Consider the following 21,600-nt stretch of genomic DNA (forward strand, 5'->3'; position numbering starts at 1 on the left):
CTACTCAGCTGACGCTGTTATCGAACGTGAAACCTCGGCTTTGAAGGTCTTGTGGGCCGGCTCCTTGTTCAGCGCCCGGGAGATCGCCTGGCCCAGTGCGCTGACATGAGGCGCCCGGACCAGGGTCTCGTGGGTCCCGGGAAGCGCTGTCATGCTCACCGGGGTCTCTAGCAACTCACTCCACCCCAGCAGCGGATCGTTGCGCTCCTGCCCGCTGGCCGTAAACAGCGTCACCGAGAGCGGAGCGGGTGGGCTGACATAGGCGTCGATTGCCCTATTGGTTGCATAGGCCACCGCGAGATGGCTGCGTAACAAGGTGGCATCGACGTCCTGTGGCAGCTCCTCCGGAAGCAGGCGGTGTGCAATGCACAGTGCGAGCATTTCATCGACGGCATCCGTGCTGGCCAGCTCGGTGAGTTGCCGGAACACCTCGGGGTCGAACTGCTCGGGTAGCCAGCTCATCAGGAATTGACCTTCGCTCAATGCCTGAGGCGTTTGCTGCTCAAGACGCGCGGAGGTGTCGATGATGCCGAGGAACTCCAGCTGTTCACCATTGGATTGCAGCTGGCGGGCCATTTCATAAGCAATAAGACCACCTGCAGACCAGCCGCCGATCCGGTAAGGCCCTTTTGGTTGTACCTGGCGAATCGCTGCCAGGTAACGCGCGGCCATGGCCGGCACGTCAGACAACGGCTTCTCTCCAGCTGCCAGGCCGCTGGCGGCCAAGCCGTAGAGCGGCACCTGTGGGTCGATTGCCGCGGCCAGATCGCGCACGTATTGCACTTCGCCGCCCAGCGGGTGGACCAGGAACAACGGGGTTTGCGAGCCAGTGCGACGGACAGGCACCAGATTGCTGTGCTTGCCGGGACGTGCCTGGCCGTCCAGGGTTCTGGCAAAACCGGCAATGGTCGGTTCGATGAACAGATCGCGGACCGCGATCGGTTTGCCGAGCACCTTGCGCAGGCGCGAGGCCATCTGCACCGCCATCAGCGAAATACCACCCAACTTGAAGAAGTCGTCATGGCGACTGACCTTGTCCAGCTTGAGCAACTCCTTCCAGAGGTTGGCGAGGGCGATCTCGGTGTCGCCTTCGGGCGCTTCGTACGGCAGGTCTTCAGGCTGTTCGCTTTCGGCCGTCGCAGTGATAGTCGCGGTATGCGCCGAGCGCGGCAGCGCCGGCGTGTTGTCCAGCACCTGACCGATCGACTGCTGTGCGTCAGTCACCATGTTCTCCAGAACTGTGGCAAACAACTGCATGATGGCCTGCACAGTGGTTTTGTCGAACAGGTCGCTGGAGTATTGCAGGCCGCCGCTCAGGCTTTCGCCGGTATCGGTGAGTGACAAAGACAGGTCAAACTGAGTGGTGATATGAGCGCTGTCCAGCGACTCGATTTCCAGACCGGGCAGTTGCAACAGCGAAGGGGGCGTGTTGTCCAGGCTCAGCATCACCTGGAACAACGGGCTGTGGCTCATGCTGCGGGTTGGCTGCAAGGCGCTTACCACTTGCTCGAACGGTAGATCCTGATGACTGTAGGCAGACAGCGTGATGTCTTTGATCCGACCGAGTACATCACTCACTCGGGTCTCTCGGCAGGTTGCCACACGCAATGCCAGTGTATTGGCGAAGAAGCCGATCAATGGCTCCAGTTCCGGGCGTTGACGGTTGGCGACAGGCGTACCGACCACCACATCATTCTGCTCGCTGAGGTGACTCATGAGCATCGACCAGCCTGCCAGCAGAACCATGAACAGTGTGCTGCCCTGAGCCTGGCTGAACGCGCGCACGTCGGCACTCAGCGCTGGCGAGAACACATACTCGATCATCCCGCCGGTATAGCTCTGGATAGCCGGACGCGGACGGTCCAGTGGCAGGTTCAGCAGGCTTGGCGCGCCTTCCAGATGCGTACGCCAGAAGTCGACCTGAGCTTGCAGCGCAGGACCGTCAAGGGATTTCCGTTGCCAGGCGGCGTAGTCCACGTATTGAAGCGGCAGCGCTGGCAGCGGGTCCTTTTGGCCTTGACTGAAAGCGCTGTAAAGCACACTCACTTCCTGGGCCAGAACACTGTTGGACCAGCCGTCGGAGACGATGTGATGCAACGTAATCAACAGCACATGCTCGGCATCCGCCACCTTCAGCAGATGCCCGCGCAGCATAGGCCCCTGAGTCAGGTCGAACAGTTGCGTAGCATTTTCCTGCCCCAGACGGGCCAGGGTCGCCGTGCGCTCCTCACTGGAAAGTCCGCGCAGATCCTGTTGCAACAGAGGAAAGCAGGTATCGGCCGGGGCGATCTTCTGCACTGGTTCACCGTCAACCAACTCAAAGCGCGTGCGCAGGGTTTCGTGGCGTGCAACCAGACGATCAAGCGTCGCCTGCAAGGCAGCCGTGTCCAGCGCCCCTGTCAGACGCAAGGCCATCGGCAGGTGATAGGCCGCACCGGCAGCATGATCCAGATGATCGAGGAACCACAGGCGTTGCTGGGAGAATGACAGTGGTAGACGGCCCGAGCGATCCGCCCTTGGAATTGATTGCGCTTCACTTGGCGCCGTGGCGTTGACCAATGAGGCCAGGCCACGCACGGTCGGTGCGTCGAACAGTTCACGCAAGGTGATTCGTGTACCGAGCTTGCGTCGCAGTCGCGACAGCAATTGCACAGCGAGCAATGAATGGCCGCCCAGTTCAAGGAAGCCGTCGTTGCGGCCGACCTGATCCAGATGCAGCAGGGCTTTCCATATTTCGGCGATGGCCTCTTCAGTTTCGCCTTGCGGCGCCTCGTAAGCCTTGCTGGCCAACGCATCCTGACCGGGTGCCGGCAGCGCTCGGCGGTCGAGCTTGCCGTTTGAAGTCAGCGGCAGGGCATCCAGATGGACGAAGGCACTGGGCACCATGTATTCCGGCAGATGCTTGAGCAGCTCGCTACGCAAATGCTCGGCCGCAACCGATTCACCACAGACATAGGCGACCAGGCGCTGGCTGTCCGAATCACCCTGGCTGTCGTTGCGGGCAATCACCACCGCCTCGCGGATGCCTGGTACGGCCAGCAGAACGTTTTCGATTTCACCCAGCTCGATACGGAAACCGCGAACCTTCACTTGGAAGTCGTTACGGCCCATGTATTCCAGCGTGCCGTCCGCCAGCCAGCGACCCAGATCGCCGGTTTTGTAAAGGCGGGCGTTGGCGTTACTGGAGAACCTGTCAGCAATGAAACGTTCGGCACTCAGCTCGTCACGGTTGAGGTAGCCACGAGCCACACCGCTACCGCCGATGTGAATTTCCCCGGCGACGCCCAGCGGTGCGGGCTCGCCACGCGCGTCCAGAACATGCACCTGAACGTTGGCGATGGGTCGGCCGATGCTTGGTTTTTCACCCAGGTCGCGGATCAGGTCAATGGTCGCGTCCACTGTGCATTCGGTCGGGCCATACATGTTGTAGAAGCGGATGGTCTGGCAGTTGCGCAGCTTTTCCCAGGTGCTGGCGTTGATCGCCTCGCCACCCAACAGCACGCTGACCGGCTGGTAACTGCTGCGTTCCAGAAAACCGGCGGAAAGCAGGGTGTCGAGCTGCGATGGTGTTGAGTCGAAGGCATGAACCTGATGGGCTTCGAGGAAGTCCAGCAGTTCGCTGCCGTTGGCACGAATGAGTTGCGGGATGATCACCAGCGTGTGGCCGGAGAACAATTGCGAGATGCCTTTGATCGACATGTCGAAGAAGAAGCCGGCGTTCAGCGCCACGGTGGCCGGTGTCGGACAATGCTGATGAGTGGTGCGGGTCAGCACGTTCCAGAAGTTGAACACCGAGCGGTGCTCGACCATGACACCTTTTGACTGGCCAGTGGAGCCTGACGTATAGATCACGTAGGCCAGGTTTTCCGCCGTCAGGCCGTCGACCACTGGATTGGCGTCGAACGCCTGATCGTCCGCTGCCAGCAGCGATTCAGCGCTGTCGAGCAACATCGGCGGTATGTCGCCAGCCGGCAGACTGAGTGCGCTCTGGGTCAGCAGCGCACGCGGCTGGCTGTCCTGCAACATGAAGGCCATGCGGTCAGCCGGGTGGGCAGGATCGATCGGCACGTAAGCAGCGCCGGACTTGAGCACGCCCAGCAGGCCGACAATCATGTCCAGACTGCGTTCGGCGCAGATGGCCACGCGCTCGTCCGGCTGCACACCGAGTTGCAGCAGCTGCCGGGCCACGTGGTTCGCACGGCGGTTGAGCTGGCGATAGCTCAGTTGGCGGTCTTCGTAGACCAGCGCTACAGCCTCGGGGTTGCAGCGGACCTGGTGTTCGAACAAGGCATGGATCGGCACTGCCGGAGCGAATTCACTGGCGGTGTCGTTGAATTCGTTGAACAGCCGTTGCCGCTCGTCCTCCGGGACCACTTCCAGGCTGCTTGCCAGACGTTGCGGATCCTGCTCGAGGGCATTGACCAGCTCGGCGACCGCCTGACCGAGGTAGGCGGCAATCCGGTGCGGGTCGATGCCATCTATAGACTGCGCAGTCAGCGAAAAGCCATTGGCCTCATTGGCTACGGCAATTTCGATCGGGTAGTTGGTACGGGTTTCGGAGCCCAGGAAATGAACCCCTTCCTGCTCCTCGCCCATGTCCTCGATGTTTTCCCCGGCAGTGTTCACCAGATCACCGTGACGGCAGTTGAGGATCACGGTGAACATCGGCAGCGATGCATCCACTGCACTGCAGCGCTGCGCCAGGGCCAGAGGCGCCTGCTCGTGGGTCAGCAGGCCGCTGAGCTGTTGGTAGGCGTCCTGAACGATATCGCGCACGCTGTTTTGTTGCAGGCGAATACGCATCGGCAAGGTATTGATGAACATCCCCAGCGCATGGTTGGCGCCGGATGTGCCCTGGGAGCGTCCCGAAAGCACGGTACCGAAAATCCCGTCGTCGCGGCCGCTGGTGGCGGCCACCACCAAGCCCCATGCGGCGTGGAACAGCACCGAGGTTGGTACGCCCTGGGCCCGAGCGGTGCTGTGGATCCGCGCGCTGAGATCGTCGCTCAGATCCTGCACCGAACGCAGGATTGTTGCATCGCCGCCACGCACATCGAGCACGCCATAGGGCGCAGTGGTGGTATCGACATCCCCCAGCAGTTGACGGAAGTAGGCTTCATGTTCGGCCTGGGAGACACACGCGGCCTGAGCGATGAAGTTGCGGTACGGCTGGGATGGCGGCAGGGCGTCGGCGCGTCCGTCCATCACTGCCTGGATCTCGCCCATGATCAGGCGCAGGGTGACGTTGTCGCTGATGAGGTGATGGTCCAGCAACGCCATCAGCCACTTTTCCTGCCGGGTATCGTACGTGATATACGCGGCTATCAGCGGTGCCTGTTGCAGGTCCAGGCGCATATGGTAGGTATTGGTGCGGTCGCGCAGCATCTGCAAGGCGTCTTCACCCGGCGCGGTGTCGAGTTCAATGACTGGCAACGTTGCCTGGCGATGCACCACCTGTACCGGTTGCGGCAGACCTTGCCAGCGCAGGGAGCTGCGCATGATGTCGTGGCGGTTGATGACCACTTGCAGCGCGCCGAGGAACTTGTCGAGCAACGCACGGCTGTCGAAGGTCGCTATGGTGCGCATCAGGTAGGCATCACCTTCTGACTGCAACAGATGGTGAAACAGGATGCCTTCCTGCAACGACGACAGTGGGTAGATATCCTGAACATTGGCGACGCCGCCTGGCACATCGGCAACGATATGCTCCAGTTCCTGCCGGGTCAGTTTCACCAACGGCAGCATGTCCGGGGTCAACGCCGTGCAATCGACGGGAATCAGGTTCGCCGGGGCGACCCGTTCCGCCGCAGTACCGCCCGCCAGGACCGCGGCCATGGCTTGTAGGGTTGGCGCCGAGAACACCGTGCTCACATCCAGTACCAAGCCGATCTGACGCAAGCGCTCTATCAGGTTAATCACGAGGAAAGAGTGACCACCCAGTTCGAAGAAGTGATCCTGGCGACCGACACGTTCGACCCCGAGCAATTCCTGCCAGGCAGCGGCCAGGGTCGTTTCGATAGCGCCTAGCGGTGCTTCGTAGTCACGACTCACCGTCGCGAACTGGTCCGGCGCGGGCAGGGCGGCACGGTCCAGCTTGCCGTTGGTGGTCAACGGCCAGCTTTCGAGGGTCACAAAGGCACTGGGCAGCATGTGTTCGGCCAGCACGCTGGCCAGTTGGTTGCGCAGGAGCGCTGACTCGGGAGCGGCGCCTTCCTCGGCAATCAGGTAGGCGACCAGGCGTTTGTCGCCGGGGCGATCCTCACGCACGATGACCATCGCTTCACGGACATCGGGGCAGGCGAGCAATTGCGCCTCGATCTCGCCCAACTCGATACGAAAGCCGCGAATCTTGATTTGCGAGTCATTGCGGCCGACGTAGACCACGCCGCCGTCGCTGCGGTAGTGCGCAACGTCGCCGGTGCGATAGAGCCGTGCGCCGCTTTGCAACGCATAGGGGTCGGCAATAAAACGTTCGGCATTCAGTTCCGTGCGGTTCAGGTAATGCCGGGCAACACCGGCACCGCCGATGTAAATCTCGCCATTGACGCCCACCGGCACCGGCTGCTGATAGTCGTCGAGGATACGCAGGCACAGGTCATCAAGTGCCGGACCGATCAGACTTGGCATGGCTGTGTCGATTTCTGCCTGGCTGATCGGGTAGTAAGTGGCATGCACAGTGATTTCCGTGATCCCGTACATGTTCACCAGACGGGTACGCGACAGCGGTGTGCGTGCGGTCCAGGGCTGCAGGCTGCGGAAGTCCAAAGCCTCACCCCCGAATACCACTTCACGCAGCGCATGCTCCTGTGGGCTGCGTTCGCGGGCCTGGATGAACTGGCGGAAAGCGCTTGGCGTCTGGTTCAGAACGGTGACCTGCTGCTCGCAGACCAGCGCATAGAAGTCATCCGGCGAACGCGCCACCTCACTCGGGACGATGACCAGTTTGCCGCCGTAGCACAGCGCGCCCCAGATTTCCCAGACCGAGAAGTCGAAGGCAAAGGAGTGGAACAGCGTCCAGACATCCTCACGGCCGAAGTTGAATTGCCTGGCGGTGGCGTCGAACAGGCGTGCAACGTTGCCGTGCTCCACCAGTACACCTTTGGGCAGGCCTGTAGACCCTGAGGTGTAAATGACATAAGCCAAGTGCTCGCGAGACAGACCCAGAGCAGCAGGCTCAGGGTTGCAGTCCAGCGATTCATCTGCCAAATCGGCACTGTCGTTGTCCGCGCCGAGGGTCAGTACCGGCACGCTGTGTACCGGCAGCACGTCGAGGCAGGCCGACTGGGCCAGCAACGCTACCGGCGCACTGTCTGCCAGCAGGTAGCCGAGACGCTCGGTGGGGTAAGTCGGATCCAGCGGTACATAGGCTGCACCGGCCTTGAGCACGGCCAGCACCGCGCAGACCATCTGTGTGCCTCGCTCTGCGAGGATCGCTACCCGGTCATCTGGGCGCACGCCTTGGGCGAGCAGTTCATGGGCCAGACGGTTGGCTCGGCGATTGAGCGCCTGGTAACTCACCTCATGCCCGCCAAAGACCAGTGCGATGTCCTGCGGGTGGGCGGCGGCGAACTGTTCGAAGCGCTGATGCACCATCAGACCCGATGCGAATACCGCCTTGGGCTGCAATAGCGCTGGCGAGGCCAGGCGCTGCGCCTGGCTGAGCAACGGCAGGCTGAGCACAGGTTGCGCGACATCCTCGACCATCGCCTCCAGTAGCGTGTGGAAATGCTCGGCAAAACGCTCGACGGTCGCGTGGTCGAACAGGTCGCTGGCGTATTCGATCATCCCGGTCAGCCTGCCGTTTTCGCTACCCAGCATCAGCATCAGATCGAATTGCGCGGTTTCATGGGCCTGCAACATCGGATGCAGGCTAAGGCCCGGCAGGCTCAACTCGCCACCAACGCTGGTGTTATCCAGCGACAGGGCGACCTGACACAGCGGGCTATGGCTCATCGAGCGTGGCGGCTGCAAGGCTTCGATCACTTGCTCGAACGGAATGTCCTGATGCTCATGGGCCGCCAGCGTGGTCTGGCGGACCTGTTCCAGCAGCTGCGCCACGCTCGGGTTCTGCGCCAGATCGACGCGCAGCGCCAGGGTGTTGACGAAGAAACCGATCAGATTCTCGGTTTCGGTGCGGCCACGGTTGGCGCTCGGCACGCCTATCACCACATCGCGCTCGTTGCTTAGCCGCGCCATAAGGACCGACCAGGCGCTGAGCAGCCCCATGAACAGGGTGACGTTGTGGGTCTGGCAGAAGCGCTCCAGACGTTGATGAAGCGCTGCATCGATTGTCAATGGCACAGCGCCGCCGCGGTAGCTTTGCACCGCCGGACGTGGCCGATCAGTAGGCAGCGACAGCAGCGTCGGTGCACCACCCAGGTGCTCACGCCAGAAGTCGGCCTGCTCGGCAAGGCGCTCGCCGGTAAAGGTGCGGCGTTGCCAGGCGGCGTAGTCGGCGTACTGGATTGACAGGGCAGGTAACGGGTCAGGCCGATGCTGACTGAAGGCCTGGTAGAGGGCGGCGAACTCGTTGACCAGTACACCCACCGACCAGCCGTCGGAGATGATGTGGTGCTGGGTGATCAACAGCATGTGCTCGTTATCGGTCAGGCGCAGCAGATGCCCGCGAATCAGCGGGCCCTGGCGCAGGTCAAACGGTGCAGCGGCCTCGCTGTCGGCGATGCGTGAAGCGCTGAGGCTGGCCTGTTCATAAGGCTGCGAGCGCAAGTCCTGTTCTGCCAGGGCGAAACCGCTATCCGCCGCTGCGATGACCTGCACCGGCTGTTCGCCGTGCAACTCGAACGTAGTGCGCAGGCTTTCATGACGCGCGACCAGACGGTCGAGCGCAGCCTTGAGCGCACTGTGATCAAGCTCGCCGCGCAGCAGCAGCGACATCGGCATGTGGTAGGCGCTGCTGGCGCCAGGGTCGAGCCTGTCGAGAAACCACAGGCGCTGCTGGGAAAAGGACAGTGCCAGCGGCGCGTTACGCCCGATGAGTTCGATGCTATCGGAATCGACCGCTTGCAGGCCATCGACCACCTTCGCCAGTTCGGCCACGGTCGGATGACTGAACAGCTGGCGCAGCGCCATGTCGCCGTTCAGTTGCTGACGCACCCGGGAAACCAGTTGCGCAGCCAGCAGCGAGTGGCCGCCAAGCTCGAAGAAGCCGTCATGGCGACCCACACGTTCGAGGCTCAGCAATTCCTGGAATATCTCCGCGAGGGCCTGTTCGGTGGCGCTCTCCGGCGCAACGTAGATTCGCTCGGACATGGCATTCAGGTCCGGTGCCGGCAGTGCTTTCAGGTCGACCTTGCCATTGAGTGTCAGCGGCAAGGTATCCAGACGCATGAACACACTCGGCACCATGTATTCCGCCAAACCGCCACTCAATTGCGTACGCAGATCCTCCGGGTCAGGTGCTTCAACGCCCGCATGCACGGTGTAATAGGCGACCAGACGGGTGTCACCCGGGCTGGCTTCGTGCGCCACCACCACGGAGTTGCGCACGCCGTCGCACAAGTGCAGGACGCTTTCGATTTCGCCCAGCTCGACGCGGAAGCCGCGGACCTTGACCTGCCCATCGTTACGCGCCACGTATTCAAGGTTACCGTCCGGCAACCAGCGCGCGAGATCGCCGGTGCGATAGAGTCTCGCGCCAGGCTGCCGAGTGAACGAGTCGTCACTGAAGCGTTCGGCGGTCAGCTCGGGACGGTTCAGGTAGCCGAGTGCAACGCCAGTACCACCGATGTAGATCTCGCCGACCACCCCCATCGGCACCGGTTCGCGCCGGGCATCAAGCACATAGACCCGCACGTTGGCATTGGGCTTGCCAATCGGCAGACTCAGGGTGTCAGGCAGTACCTCGAAAATTTCGTAGCTGGTGGCACAGGTGGTGCCCTCGGTCGGGCCGTAGCCGTTGAACAGGCGTATCTGAGCGGAATGTTCACGGACCCGACGGAACGAGGCCGGATCAGCGCGCTCGCCACCACACATGATCATGCGCAAGCCTGCCAGGGCCTCTGGAATCAACCCGGCATACAGGTTGAAGAGGGCGGTCGAGCTGATCATGGCTGTTACACCATGGCGTTTCAGCAGGGCGGCGAACGCCACCGGCTCGAGCAGCACATGGGGCTCGATAATCACCGACTGGCCACCATTGAGCAACGCACCCCAGATTTCCGGAGTACTGGCGTCAAATGCCGGGTTGGACGAAAACGCCACACGGTCTTCAGCCGAGAAGTCGTAGTAACCGTTGTCCTGAACCAGACGCACAATGCCGTTGTGGGTCACGATCACGCCCTTGGGCTGACCGGTGGAGCCAGAGGTGTAAATGATGCACGCGGGGGTCTCGCCTGCGACGTCATCTGCAAGCACGACTGGCCCTTGGCTCAGCGCTGACAGATCCAGCCTGTCCAGATCCAGTCTTGGCGTCATTTCAGGTGCCGTCAGGTCGCTGCGGCTCAGCAGCATGATGGCTTCGCTGTCCTCGAGCATGAAGCGCAGGCGTTCTTCAGGGGCCAGGCGGTCCAGCGCCAGATACGCCGCACCGCACTTGAGAATGGCCAGCATGCTGACCAGCAACTCCACCGAACGATCCAGCAGGATCGCCACCCGGGTTCCAGACACCACGCCGTGCTGGCGAAGTTGCTGAGCCAAGGCGTTGGCGCGGCTGTCGAGCTCGGCGTAGGTCAGTGTCTGCTCACCCTGGCGGACTGCAATTGCCTGCGGTGCAGCTTCGGCATGGGCCTCGAACAAGCGATGCATCAACTGACCGAGCGGGTAGGCGCGCTCTGTGGCATTGATATCCGTCAGCAGGTACTCGCGCTCCGCCGTGTCGAGCAACGGCACCTGCTCCAGCACTTGCCGATCGTCGGCCACCATGGCTTCCAGCACACGCTGGAAGTAGCCCAGATAACGTCGCATGGTGCTTTCGTCGAACAGCGCCGTAGCGTACTCCAGCGTGCCGATCAGTTGTCCGTCTACCTCACCGATGTCCAGCGCCAGGTCGAATTTTGATGCATCACCGGGCACTGCAACGCCTTGCAGGCTTATGTCGCCGAGCACCAGGGCGTCGTCCTCATTGTCTCGCCATGACAGCATCGCCTGAAAAATCGGGCTGTGAGACAGGCTGCGTTGTGGTCGAACCACTTCAACCACTTGTTCGAACGGCAGGTCCTGATTTGCCTGAGCAGCCAGGGTCTGCTGTTTGACCTGCAGCATAAGCGCTTCGACGCTTGGCGCCCCCGAGAGGTCGATCCGTACAGCAAGGGTGTTGACGAAGAACCCGATCAGGTTCTCCACCTCGGCGCTCATTCGGTTGGCAACCGGCGTACCGATCACCACGTCGTCCTGACCGGACAGCCGTCCCAACAGCGCGGCCCAGGCACCCATCACGGTCATGAACAGGCTGCTGCCATATCGTTGGCCCAAAGCCTTGAGGCCATGGGTCAATTGCGTATCCAGCACCAGCTCCAGCGTCTGCCCGCTGTAGTCCTGTTGCGCCGGACGTGGCCGATCGGTCGGCAGGGTCAGCAAGGCTGGCGCACCGGCCAGTGCCTGCTGCCAGTACTGACGCTGTTGTTGCAGCACGTCGCCACTCAACCAGTCACGTTGCCACAGTGCGTAGTCGACGTACTGCACCGGCAACGCCGGCAGCGGATCCTCCGCCCCCTCACTGAAGGCTGCATAGAGCGCGCCCAGCTCGCGGTTCAACACCCCGGTTGACCAGCCATCGGAGACGATGTGGTGCATGGTCACCAGCAACACGTGGTCGTCATCGGCCATGCGCACCAGACGCCCGCGCACCAACGGGCCATTGACGAGGTCGAAGTGCTCGCTGGCCTCTTGTGCAGCGATGGCGAGCAGCTTGTCTTCGGCATCGGTCTGCCCGGCCAGTACCTGCAGTTGCAGTCTGAAGCCTGTTTCAGTGGCAGAGATACGCTGCTCCGCAGGCTGTCCCTGCTCTTGTACAAAGGTCGTGCGCAGCGCCTCATGGCGGGCCACGATACGGTCCAGTGCGCGTTGCAGCGACGCCTGATCAAGGCTGCCGCGCAGACGTAACCCAACTGGAATATGGTAAGCGGCGCTGCCACCTTCCAGTTGCGCGAGGAACCACAGGCGCTGTTGGGCAAACGACAACGGTAGCGCACCCGAACGTTGCACAGGCGTGATCGCCAGGCGAGCGTTGCCCTGCGTGTTGCTCAGCCGCTCTGCGAACTGCCGCAGAACCGGCGCTGCGAAAAACGCTGACGGTGAAACCTCCAGATTCAATTGCTGACGAACCTGGGCCAGCACACGCATGACCAGCAATGAATGACCGCCGAGCGCGAAAAAGTCATCATGCCGACCGACTTGCGCGACGCCCAGCACATCGGCCCAGATTGCGGCGACTGCCGTCTCCAGCGGGCCATCGGCTGCTTCGAAATCATGCTGATCGAAGGCTTCGGCGTCCGGTTCGGGCAACGCTCTGCGATCCAGCTTGCCATTGGCACTCAGCGGCAATGCGTCCATGCGCACGAACGCTGCCGGGATCATGTATTCCGGCAGGTTGAGTTGCAGGTGCTGGCGAAGCGCGCGCGGGGTAAGGGCAGGGCCGGCAGGTTCGCGGGTGGCATATTCCACGAAATACGCAACCAGTTTCGGCGTGCCGCTGCTGTCCTCGCGAATTACGACCAGGCTTTCGCGTATACCCGCGACCTCGGCCAGACGTGCTTCGATTTCGCCCAGCTCCAGACGCAGCCCACGCAGCTTGGCCTGGGAGTCGTTGCGGCCGAGGAATTCAATATTGCCATCAGCCCGGTAGCGCGCCATATCGCCGCTGCGGTAAAGCCGTTCGCCCGCCACGAAGGGGCTGTCCATGAAGCGTTCGGCGGTGAGTTGCGGCAAGTTCAGATAGCCGCGTGCAATACCTGCGCCGCCGATATACAGCTCGCCCGCAACGCCCGGTGGAACTGGCTGGCCAAGCTCATCGAGCAGATAAATCCGTGTGTTGGCCAATGCACGGCCAATCGGCAAGACCCCGTCGACCTGGCTGCTTGCCTCGAACTCGAAACAGGTGCTGTCGATGCTGGCTTCAGTGACACCGTAAGCCTGGACGATCTGCACGTGATCGCCACAAAGCTTGCGCAGTTGCCGGGCGCTGTGCGCGGTCCAGATATCCGAACCACAGACCACGGTGCGCATGAACGACAGGTCGCGACCCGTCTCTTCCACCCAGGCCAGCAACGCATTGAGCACGGCCGGCACGAAATCCGCAAAACCGATCGACCCCTCGCTCAGCAGGCGGTAAAGCGCAGGCGGGTCCATCAGGGTCTCGCGTGGGCACAGCACCAGTGTGCCGCCGAAACCCAGTGAGCGGATCAGGTCGGCGCTGAACACATCGAAGGAAAACCCGGCCATCTGCAAGTGATTGAGTGGCGCGTGTAACGGATACAATTGCTTCCACGCCGCGCTGACGGCGAGCAATCCGCGATGCTCGACCATTACGCCTTTCGGCACGCCGGTTGAGCCCGAGGTGTAGATGACATACGCCAGATTGTGCCCGCCGAGGGTTTCCACAACCGGGTTGTCGTCACGCTCGGAGAAGGTATCGCGTTGATCGTCATCGAGTAGCACCAGCGGCACGTCAAGCGTCGGCAGACGCTCCTGCACACCACGCTGGGTCAGCAGTGCCGACGGCGTACTGTCTTCGATCATGTAGGCCAGACGCTCAGCAGGGTAGGCCGGGTCCAGTGGTACATAGGCGGCACCAGCCTTGAGTACACCGAGCACGCCGATGATCATTTCCACGCCGCGTTCTACGCAGATCGCCACTCGATCATCCGGGCTGATGCCCAGGCTGATGAGATGATGCGCCAGACCGTTGGCCTGGCGGTTCAACTCCGCATAACTCAAGCGCTGCGCCCCGCAGGCCACGGCGATGGCGTCGGGCTGCGCCTGAACCCTTTCCTCAAACAGCTGATGAATCGCGCAGTCCTGCGGGTAGGGCGCCTCTGTTGCGTTGAGGCCTGCCAGCAGATGTTCACGTTCATCGCCCCCCAACAAGGTCACGTGTTCCAGCACCTGTTGATCGTCGGCGACCATGGCCTCCAGCACACGCTGGAAGTAGCCCAGATACCGCCGCATGGTGCTCTCGTCGAACAACGCTGTGGCGTACTCCAGCGTGCCGACCAGTTGCTCATCCACCTCGGCCATGTCCAGCGTCAGGTCGAATTGAGCGGTATCAGCGGCCAATTCGACGCTTTTCAGCGTCATGTCGCCGAGCGTCAGATCAGACGCATCGTTGTTCTCCCACGACAACATGGCCTGGAAAATCGGGCTGTGGGAGAGGCTGCGTAGCGGATTGATGGCTTCCACGACTTGTTCGAACGGCAAGTCCTGATGCGCCTGTGCATCGAGAGTCTGCCGTTTGACCCGCGCCAGCAGAGTCTCTGCGGTAGGCTTGCCACTGAGGTCAACGCGGATGGCCAGGGTGTTGACGAACAGGCCCACCAGCCCTTCGACTTCACTGCGTGTGCGGTTGGCCACTGGCGTACCGATGACCACATCTTGCTGACCCGCCAAGCGTCCCAGCAGCCCGGCCCAAGCGGCCATGACCGTCATGAACAGGGTACTGTCGCGACGTTGGCTCAACGCCTTGAGGCTATGGGTAAGGTCTTTGTCGAAAATGACAGGCAGTGCTGCGCCGGCGTAATCCTGCAACGCCGGACGCGCACGATCGGTGGGCAACATCAACAGCGCCGGAGCGTCTGCAAGGGTTTGTTGCCAGTAGTCGCTTTGCTGTTGCAGCAGATCGCCACTCAGCCAGCGACGTTGCCACACGGCGTAGTCCAGGTATTGCAGCTCCAGTGGCGCCAGCGGGTCGTCCTGGCCCTGACTGAATGCTGCATAGAGAGCAGACAATTCGCGGGTCAACACATCAACCGACCACCCATCGGACACGATATGGTGCATGGTCAGCAACAGGACGTGATGGTCCTCGGCCATGCGAATCAGGCGGCCACGAATCATCGGGCCCTGTTGCAGGTCGAAGCTTTGCAGCGACTCTTCGCTGGCCAGCGCCTGAAGTTGTTCCTCGGCATCCGCCAGCCCTTGCAGGTCGTGCAGTTGCAGGTTGAAAGCGGCATCAGCCGGGCTGATGCGTTGTACCGGCTGTCCGTCATCACCCTGAATGAATGTGGTGCGTAAGCCTTCGTGGCGTGCAACCAGGCGCTCCAGCGCCCGTTGCATTGCCTTGAGGTCCAGTTCGCCATGCAGGCTCAGACCGGCAGGTATGTGGTAGGCCGCGCTGGCGCCTTCCATCTGAGCGAGGAACCACAGACGTTGCTGGCCGAATGACAATGGCCACGCCTGATCGCGTGCCACCGGCACGATGTCCGGCAAGTTGCTGCGCCCGGCCTGAGCGATGGCTACGGCCAGGGTACTCAGTTCGGGGTGGGCGAACAGGGCGGCCAGACCCAGTTCGACGCCCAATTGATGGCGCACCTGGGAAATCAGACGCATCGCCAGCAAGGAGTGGCCACCCAGTTCAAAGAACTGATCATGACGGCCCACTTGTTCCAGATCGAGCAGGTTTTGCCAGATCTGCGCCAGCGCAATCTCGGTTTCACCTTGCGGCTCCACGTGTTCGCGGCTGGCAAAGGCATTGGCTTCCGGAGCTGGCAAGGCGTTGCGATCCAGCTTGCGGTTCGGCGTCAACGGCAAGGCGTCGAGGATCACGAATGCGCTCGGCAGCATGTACTCGGCCAGTTGCGGTGCCAGTTCGGCACGCAGTTCAGCGGTTGTAAGCTGGCTTTGCGGCTGGGCAACCACATAGGCCACCAGGCGTTTATCTCCCGGGTTATCTTCCCGAGCGACCACCACCGCTTCCTTGACCCCTTTGCAAGTACCCAGACGGGCTTCGATTTCGCCCAGTTCGATACGGAAACCGCGCACCTTGACCTGGAAGTCATTACGGCCCAGGTATTCGATACGGCCGTCGGCCATGTAGCGCGCCAGGTCGCCGGTCTTGTACATCCGGGCATCAGGGCTGTTGCTGAACGGATCAGCGAGAAAGCGCTCGGCGTTGACCGCTTCAAGGTTCAGGTAACCGCGTGCCACGCCGTCGCCACCGATGAAAATCTCACCGGCCACGCCATAGGGCACTGGCTGCTGATGATCGTCGAGCAGGTAAATGCGCGTGTTGGCCATCGGTTTGCCGATGGTCGCGTTGCCACTGCCTTCGCTGCCAGCCACGGCGTCATGGCTGACATACGCGGCGGTGCAGGACACTGTCGCTTCGGTAGGGCCGTAGGTGTTGACCAGGCGAGTGTGCGCCGGGCGCATCTCGTCCCAGAGCTTGAGCTTCTGTGCTGATAGCGCATCGCCAGTGACGTTGATCAAACGCACCTGTTGCAGGCGCTGAGCCGCCACCTGCGGTTGCTTGTGCCATTCGGCCACCAGCGTATGCCAGTGCGCGGCAGTGAGGTGCAGGACAGTCGGATGAATGCCGTAATCTTCAGTCCCTTCGCTACCGAAGATCTCGCGGCTCGGGGCCAGAGTGGCACCCGCCAGCAAGGCCGGGAAGATTTCCTCCACAGACAGGTCGAAATTCAGGGTGTTCTGCTGCAGCACGGTGTCGGTGGGGGACAAGTCAAACAGCCGCGCCGCATCGACGCTGTAGTTGACCAGGCCGCGATGTTCGATCATCACGCCCTTCGGATTGCCCGTGGAGCCCGAGGTGTAGATCACATACGCCAGGTTGCGCACGCCGAGGGTCGGTACCACCGGGTTGTCATCACACTCGGTGAGGTCCTGGCAATGATCGGCATCGAGCAATACCAGCGGCATCGACAGTGTGGGCAAACGCTCCTGCACGCCGCGCTGAGTGAGCAGCGCCGCTGGCTGGCTGTCATTGATCATGTAAGCAAGACGCTCGACCGGATACGCCGGGTCCAGTGGCATATAAGCAGCACCGGCCTTGAGCACACCGAGCAGACCGACCACCATTTCCACACCGCGTTCGACGCAGATCGCCACCCGGTCATCCGGACTAATGCCCAGGCCGATCAGATGATGAGCCAGACGGTTGGCCTGACGATTCAGGTCGGCATAGCTCAGGCGCTGCCCGTGGAAAGCCACGGCGATGGCGTCAGGCTGCGTGCGTACCTGTGCCTCAAACAGGTGCTGAATGCACAGGTCCGCCGGGTAGTCCTGGCGGGTCTGGTTGAGGGTCTCCAGCAGCAGGTTGCGCTCGACGGCGGGCAACACATCCAGCTGCGTAACGGCGATCTGCGGTGTGTGCGCCAGCGCATCGGTCAATTGCTCCAGCGCGCACTGCATCATGGCGCCCAGGCGTTGCGGATCCGCGGGCTGCACGCTGTGTATCATCAGGCTAAGGTCATTGCCGTAGTCGTCGACCGACAGGCACAACGGGTAGTTGGTGCGCTCGGAGCTGTCGAGCAGGCGCAGGCCCGGCCATTGCAACTGACTGTCCTGGCCCTGGTGCCGATAGTTGAGCAGGCTGGAGAACAACGGCAGCGCCGTGGCCACACTACTGCAACGTTGGGCCAGAGCCAATGACGCCTGCTCGTGGCTCAGTAATTCGCTGAGATCACGGTGGGTGTCCATGACCAGCTCGTGGATGCCTTGCGTGGCCAGTTGCACGCGAACCGGCAGGGTGTTCATGAACATGCCCATGGCCCGCTCGGCGCCGACCGTACCTTGCAGGCGGCCGGTGACCACGGTGCCGAAGACCACATCATCGCGACCGGTACAACGGGCCAGCACCTGGGCCCAGGCGACATGGAACAGCACCGCCGGGGACATACCGCGTTCCCGGGCCTGAGTCCGGATACGTGCGCAGAGGTCACTGCTCAATGCCAGTTCGGCCTCTTCGACGTCATTGCCGTTGCCCTGAACTTCCAGCAGGTCGAACGGAACGGTGGGTGAATCAACATCAGCCAAGCGGCGGGTGAAGTAGGCTTCGTGGGCACTTGAAGGGCTGGCGAGGGTCTGCGCGACAAAATCCCGGTAAGGCTGCGGTGGCAGCAGGTCTGCGCCCTGGCCTTGCATCAGCAGGCGAATTTCTTCGAGTATGAGCTCCAGAGTGACGTGGTCGCTGACCATGTGGTGATCAAGCAGCGCCAGTAGCCAACGATCCGAGTTGGGGTCACCAGCAATGTAGGCGAGCAGCAGCGGGGCCTGTCGCAGGTCCAGGCTCAGACGATTGGGATCAGTGAGACGATCCACCTGGCTGAGTGCGTCTTCATCCGGTGTCAGGGTGAGGGTATGTACCGGGAATTGCGCCTGGCGATGCACCACTTGCACCGCTTGCGGCAGGCCGAGCCAATGCACCGAAGTGCGCAGGACATCATGGCGGTCGATAACCGTTTGCAGGCCCCCAAGAAAGGCGTCAAGACGCGCGCGGCTGTCGAACTCGATCATCGAGCGCATCAGGTAGGCGTCGCGCTCAAGATTCAGCAGGTGATGGAACAGGATGCCTTCCTGAAGCGGTGCCAGCGGGTAGATGTCCTGGATATTGGCGGCTCCGCCGGGAACGGCCGAGGTGATCAGTTCAATCTGATCGACGCTCAGTTCTACCAGCGACAACATGTCCGGCGTTAATTGCGTGCAGTGGGCCGGAATACGGTTGGCCGGTGCCTGGAACAGGGCTTGTTTGTCCTGGCTGATAGCCAGGGCCATTTCACGCACGCTGGGGGCAGTGAATACAGTCTTTACGTTGAGATTCAGGCCCTGCTTGCGCAGACGTTCGATCAGCGAGACGGCCAGCAGTGAGTGGCCACCCAGTTCGAAGAAATGGTCGTGACGCCCGACCTGCTCGATGCCCAGCAGGTCTTGCCAGATAGCCACGATCCGCTCTTCGGTTTCGCCTTGTGGGGCTTCATAGCCACGGCTGATCAGTGCATCAGCGTCCGGGGCTGGCAAGGCCTTGCGGTCGAGCTTGCGGTTCGGCGTCAACGGCAAGGCGTCGAGGATCATGAATGCGCTCGGCAGCATGTACTCGGCCAGTTGCGGCGCCAGTTCGGCACGCAGTTCAGCGGCTGTAAGCTGGCTTTGCGGCTGGCCAACCACATAGGCCACCAGGCGTTTGTCTCCCGGATTATCTTCCCGGGCGACCACCACCGCTTCCTTGACCCCGGTGCAATTGCCCAGGCGGGCTTCGATTTCGCCCAGTTCGATACGGAAACCGCGTACTTTGACCTGGAAGTCATTACGGCCCAGGTATTCAATACGGCCTTCAGCCATGTAACGTGCCAGGTCTCCGGTTTTGTACATCCTGGCATCAGGGCTGCTGCTGAACGGATCCGCCAGGAAGCGTTCGGCGTTGACCTCTGCAAGGTTCAGGTAACCGCGGGCCACGCCGTCGCCACCGACGAAAATCTCACCGGCCACGCCATACGGAACCGGTTGTTGACGGGCATCAAGCAGGTAGATGCGGGTGTTGGCCATCGGCTTGCCGATGGTCGCGTTGCCGCTGCCTTCGCTGCCAGCCACGGCGTCATGGCTGACATAAGCGGCGGTGCAGGACACTGTCGCTTCGGTAGGGCCATAGGTATTGATCAGGCGAGTGTGCGCCGGGCGCATCTCGTCCCAGAGCTTGAGCTTCTGTGCTGATAGCGCATCGCCAGTAACGTTGATCAGACGCACCTGTTGCAGGCGCTGAGCCGCCACCTGCGGTTGCTTGTGCCACTCGGCCACCAGCGTGTGCCAGTGCGCGGCGGTGAGGTGCAGGACAGTCGGATGAATGCCGTAATCTTCAGTGCCTTCGCTGCCGAAGATCTCGCGGCTCGGGGCCAGAGTGGCACCCGCCAGCAAGGCCGGGAAGATTTCCTCCACCGACAGGTCGAAATTCAGGGTGTTCTGCTGCAGCACGGTGTCGGTGGGGGACAAGTCAAACAGCCGCGCCGCATCGACGCTGTAGTTGACCAGGCCGCGATGCTCGATCATCACGCCCTTCGGATTACCGGTGGAGCCCGAGGTGTAGATCACATAGGCCAGATTGCGCACGTCGAGGGCTTCAACCACCGGGTTGTCGTCACGCTCGGTAAACGTGCTGTGCTGATCGTCGTCGAGCAATACCAGTGGCAAGGTCAGAGTCGGCAGATACTCCTGCAAGTGGCTCTGTGTCAGCAACGCCGACGGCGTACTGTCTTCGATCATGTAGGCCAGGCGCTCAGCCGGGTAGGCCGGGTCAAGAGGTACATAAGCAGCACCGGCCTTGAGCACACCGAGCAGGCCGACCATCATTTCCACACCGCGCTCGACGCAGATCGCTACCCGGTCATCCGGGCCGATACCCAGGCCGATCAGGTGATGAGCCAGGCGGTTGGCCTGACGGTTCAATTCGTCATAGCTCAGGCGCTGACCCTTGGAAGCCACGGCGATGGCGTCAGGTTGCGTGCGTACCTGTGCCTCAAACAGGTGCTGAATGCACAGGTCCGTCGGGTAGTCCTGGCGGGTCTGGTTGAAGGTCTCCAGCAGCAGGTTGCGCTCGGCGGCGGGCAGCACATCCAGCTGCGTAACGTCCATCTGTGGTGTGTGCGCCAGTGCGTCGGTCAATTGCTCCAGCGCACACTGCATCATGGCGCCAAGACGTTGCGGATCCGCGGGCTGAACGCCGTGTATCATCAGGCTGAGGTCACTGCCGTAATCATTGACTGACAGGCATAACGGGTAATTGGTGCGCTCGGAGCTGTCGAGCAGGCGCAGGCCCGGCCATTGCAACTGGCTGTCCTCACTCTGGTGCCGGTAGTTGAGCAGGCTGGAGAACAACGGCACTCCCGCGGCCACGCTACTGCAACGCTGAGCCAGGGCCAATGATGCCTGCTCGTGGCTCAGTAACTCGCTGAGATCACGGTGGGTGGCCATGACCAGTTCGTGGGCGCCTTGCGTGGCCAGTTGCACGCGAACCGGCAGGGTGTTCATGAACATGCCCATGGCTCGCTCGGCGCCTATCGTACCTTGCAGGCGGCCGGTGACCGCAGTGCCGAACACCACATCATCGCGACCGGTACAACGGGCCAGCACCTGGGCCCAGGCGACATGGAACAGCACCGCCGGGGACATGCCGCGCTCCCGGGCCTGAGTCCGGATACGTGCGCAGAGGTCAATGCTCAATGCCAGTTCGGCCTCTTCGACGTCATTACCGTCACCCTGAACTTCCAGCAGTTCGAACGGAGCGGTGGGTGAATCAACATCAGCCAGGCGGCGGGTGAAGTAGGCTTCGTGGGCACTTGAAGGGCTGGCGAGGGTCTGTGCGACAAACTCCCGGTAAGGCTGCGGTGGCAGCAGGTCTGCGCTGTGGCCGCGCATCAGCAGGCGAATTTCTTCGAGTATGAGTTCCAGGGTGACGTGGTCGCTGATCATATGGTGATCAATCAGCGCCAGTAGCCAACGATCCGAGTTTGGATCGCCAGCAATGTAGGCGAGCAGTAGCGGTGCCTGGCGCAGGTCCAGACGCAGACGACTGGGATCACTTAGACGATCCATCTGGCTGAATACATCTTCATTGGGCGTCAGGGTGAGCGTATGTACCGGCAATTGCGCCTGGCGGTGCACCACTTGCACCGCTTGCGGCAGGCCGGTCCAATGCACCGAACT

1 protein-coding gene (cut by a window edge) is annotated in these 21,600 nt (G+C 61.9%); it reads right to left on the reverse strand.

Features of this window, described 5'->3' with window-relative positions:
- Positions 1 to 21,600 carry the 3' portion of a syringomycin E biosynthesis non-ribosomal peptide synthetase SyrE gene (gene syrE / locus PI739_RS19290; RefSeq protein WP_271352103.1) on the reverse strand. It continues 6,771 nt past the right edge of the window, so only the last 21,600 of its 28,371 coding nucleotides appear in the window; its start codon lies off the right edge, out of view; its stop codon occupies positions 1 to 3.

Source organism: Pseudomonas cerasi (assembly GCF_027983475.1).
Classification (GTDB): Bacteria; Pseudomonadota; Gammaproteobacteria; order Pseudomonadales; family Pseudomonadaceae; genus Aquipseudomonas; species Aquipseudomonas cerasi.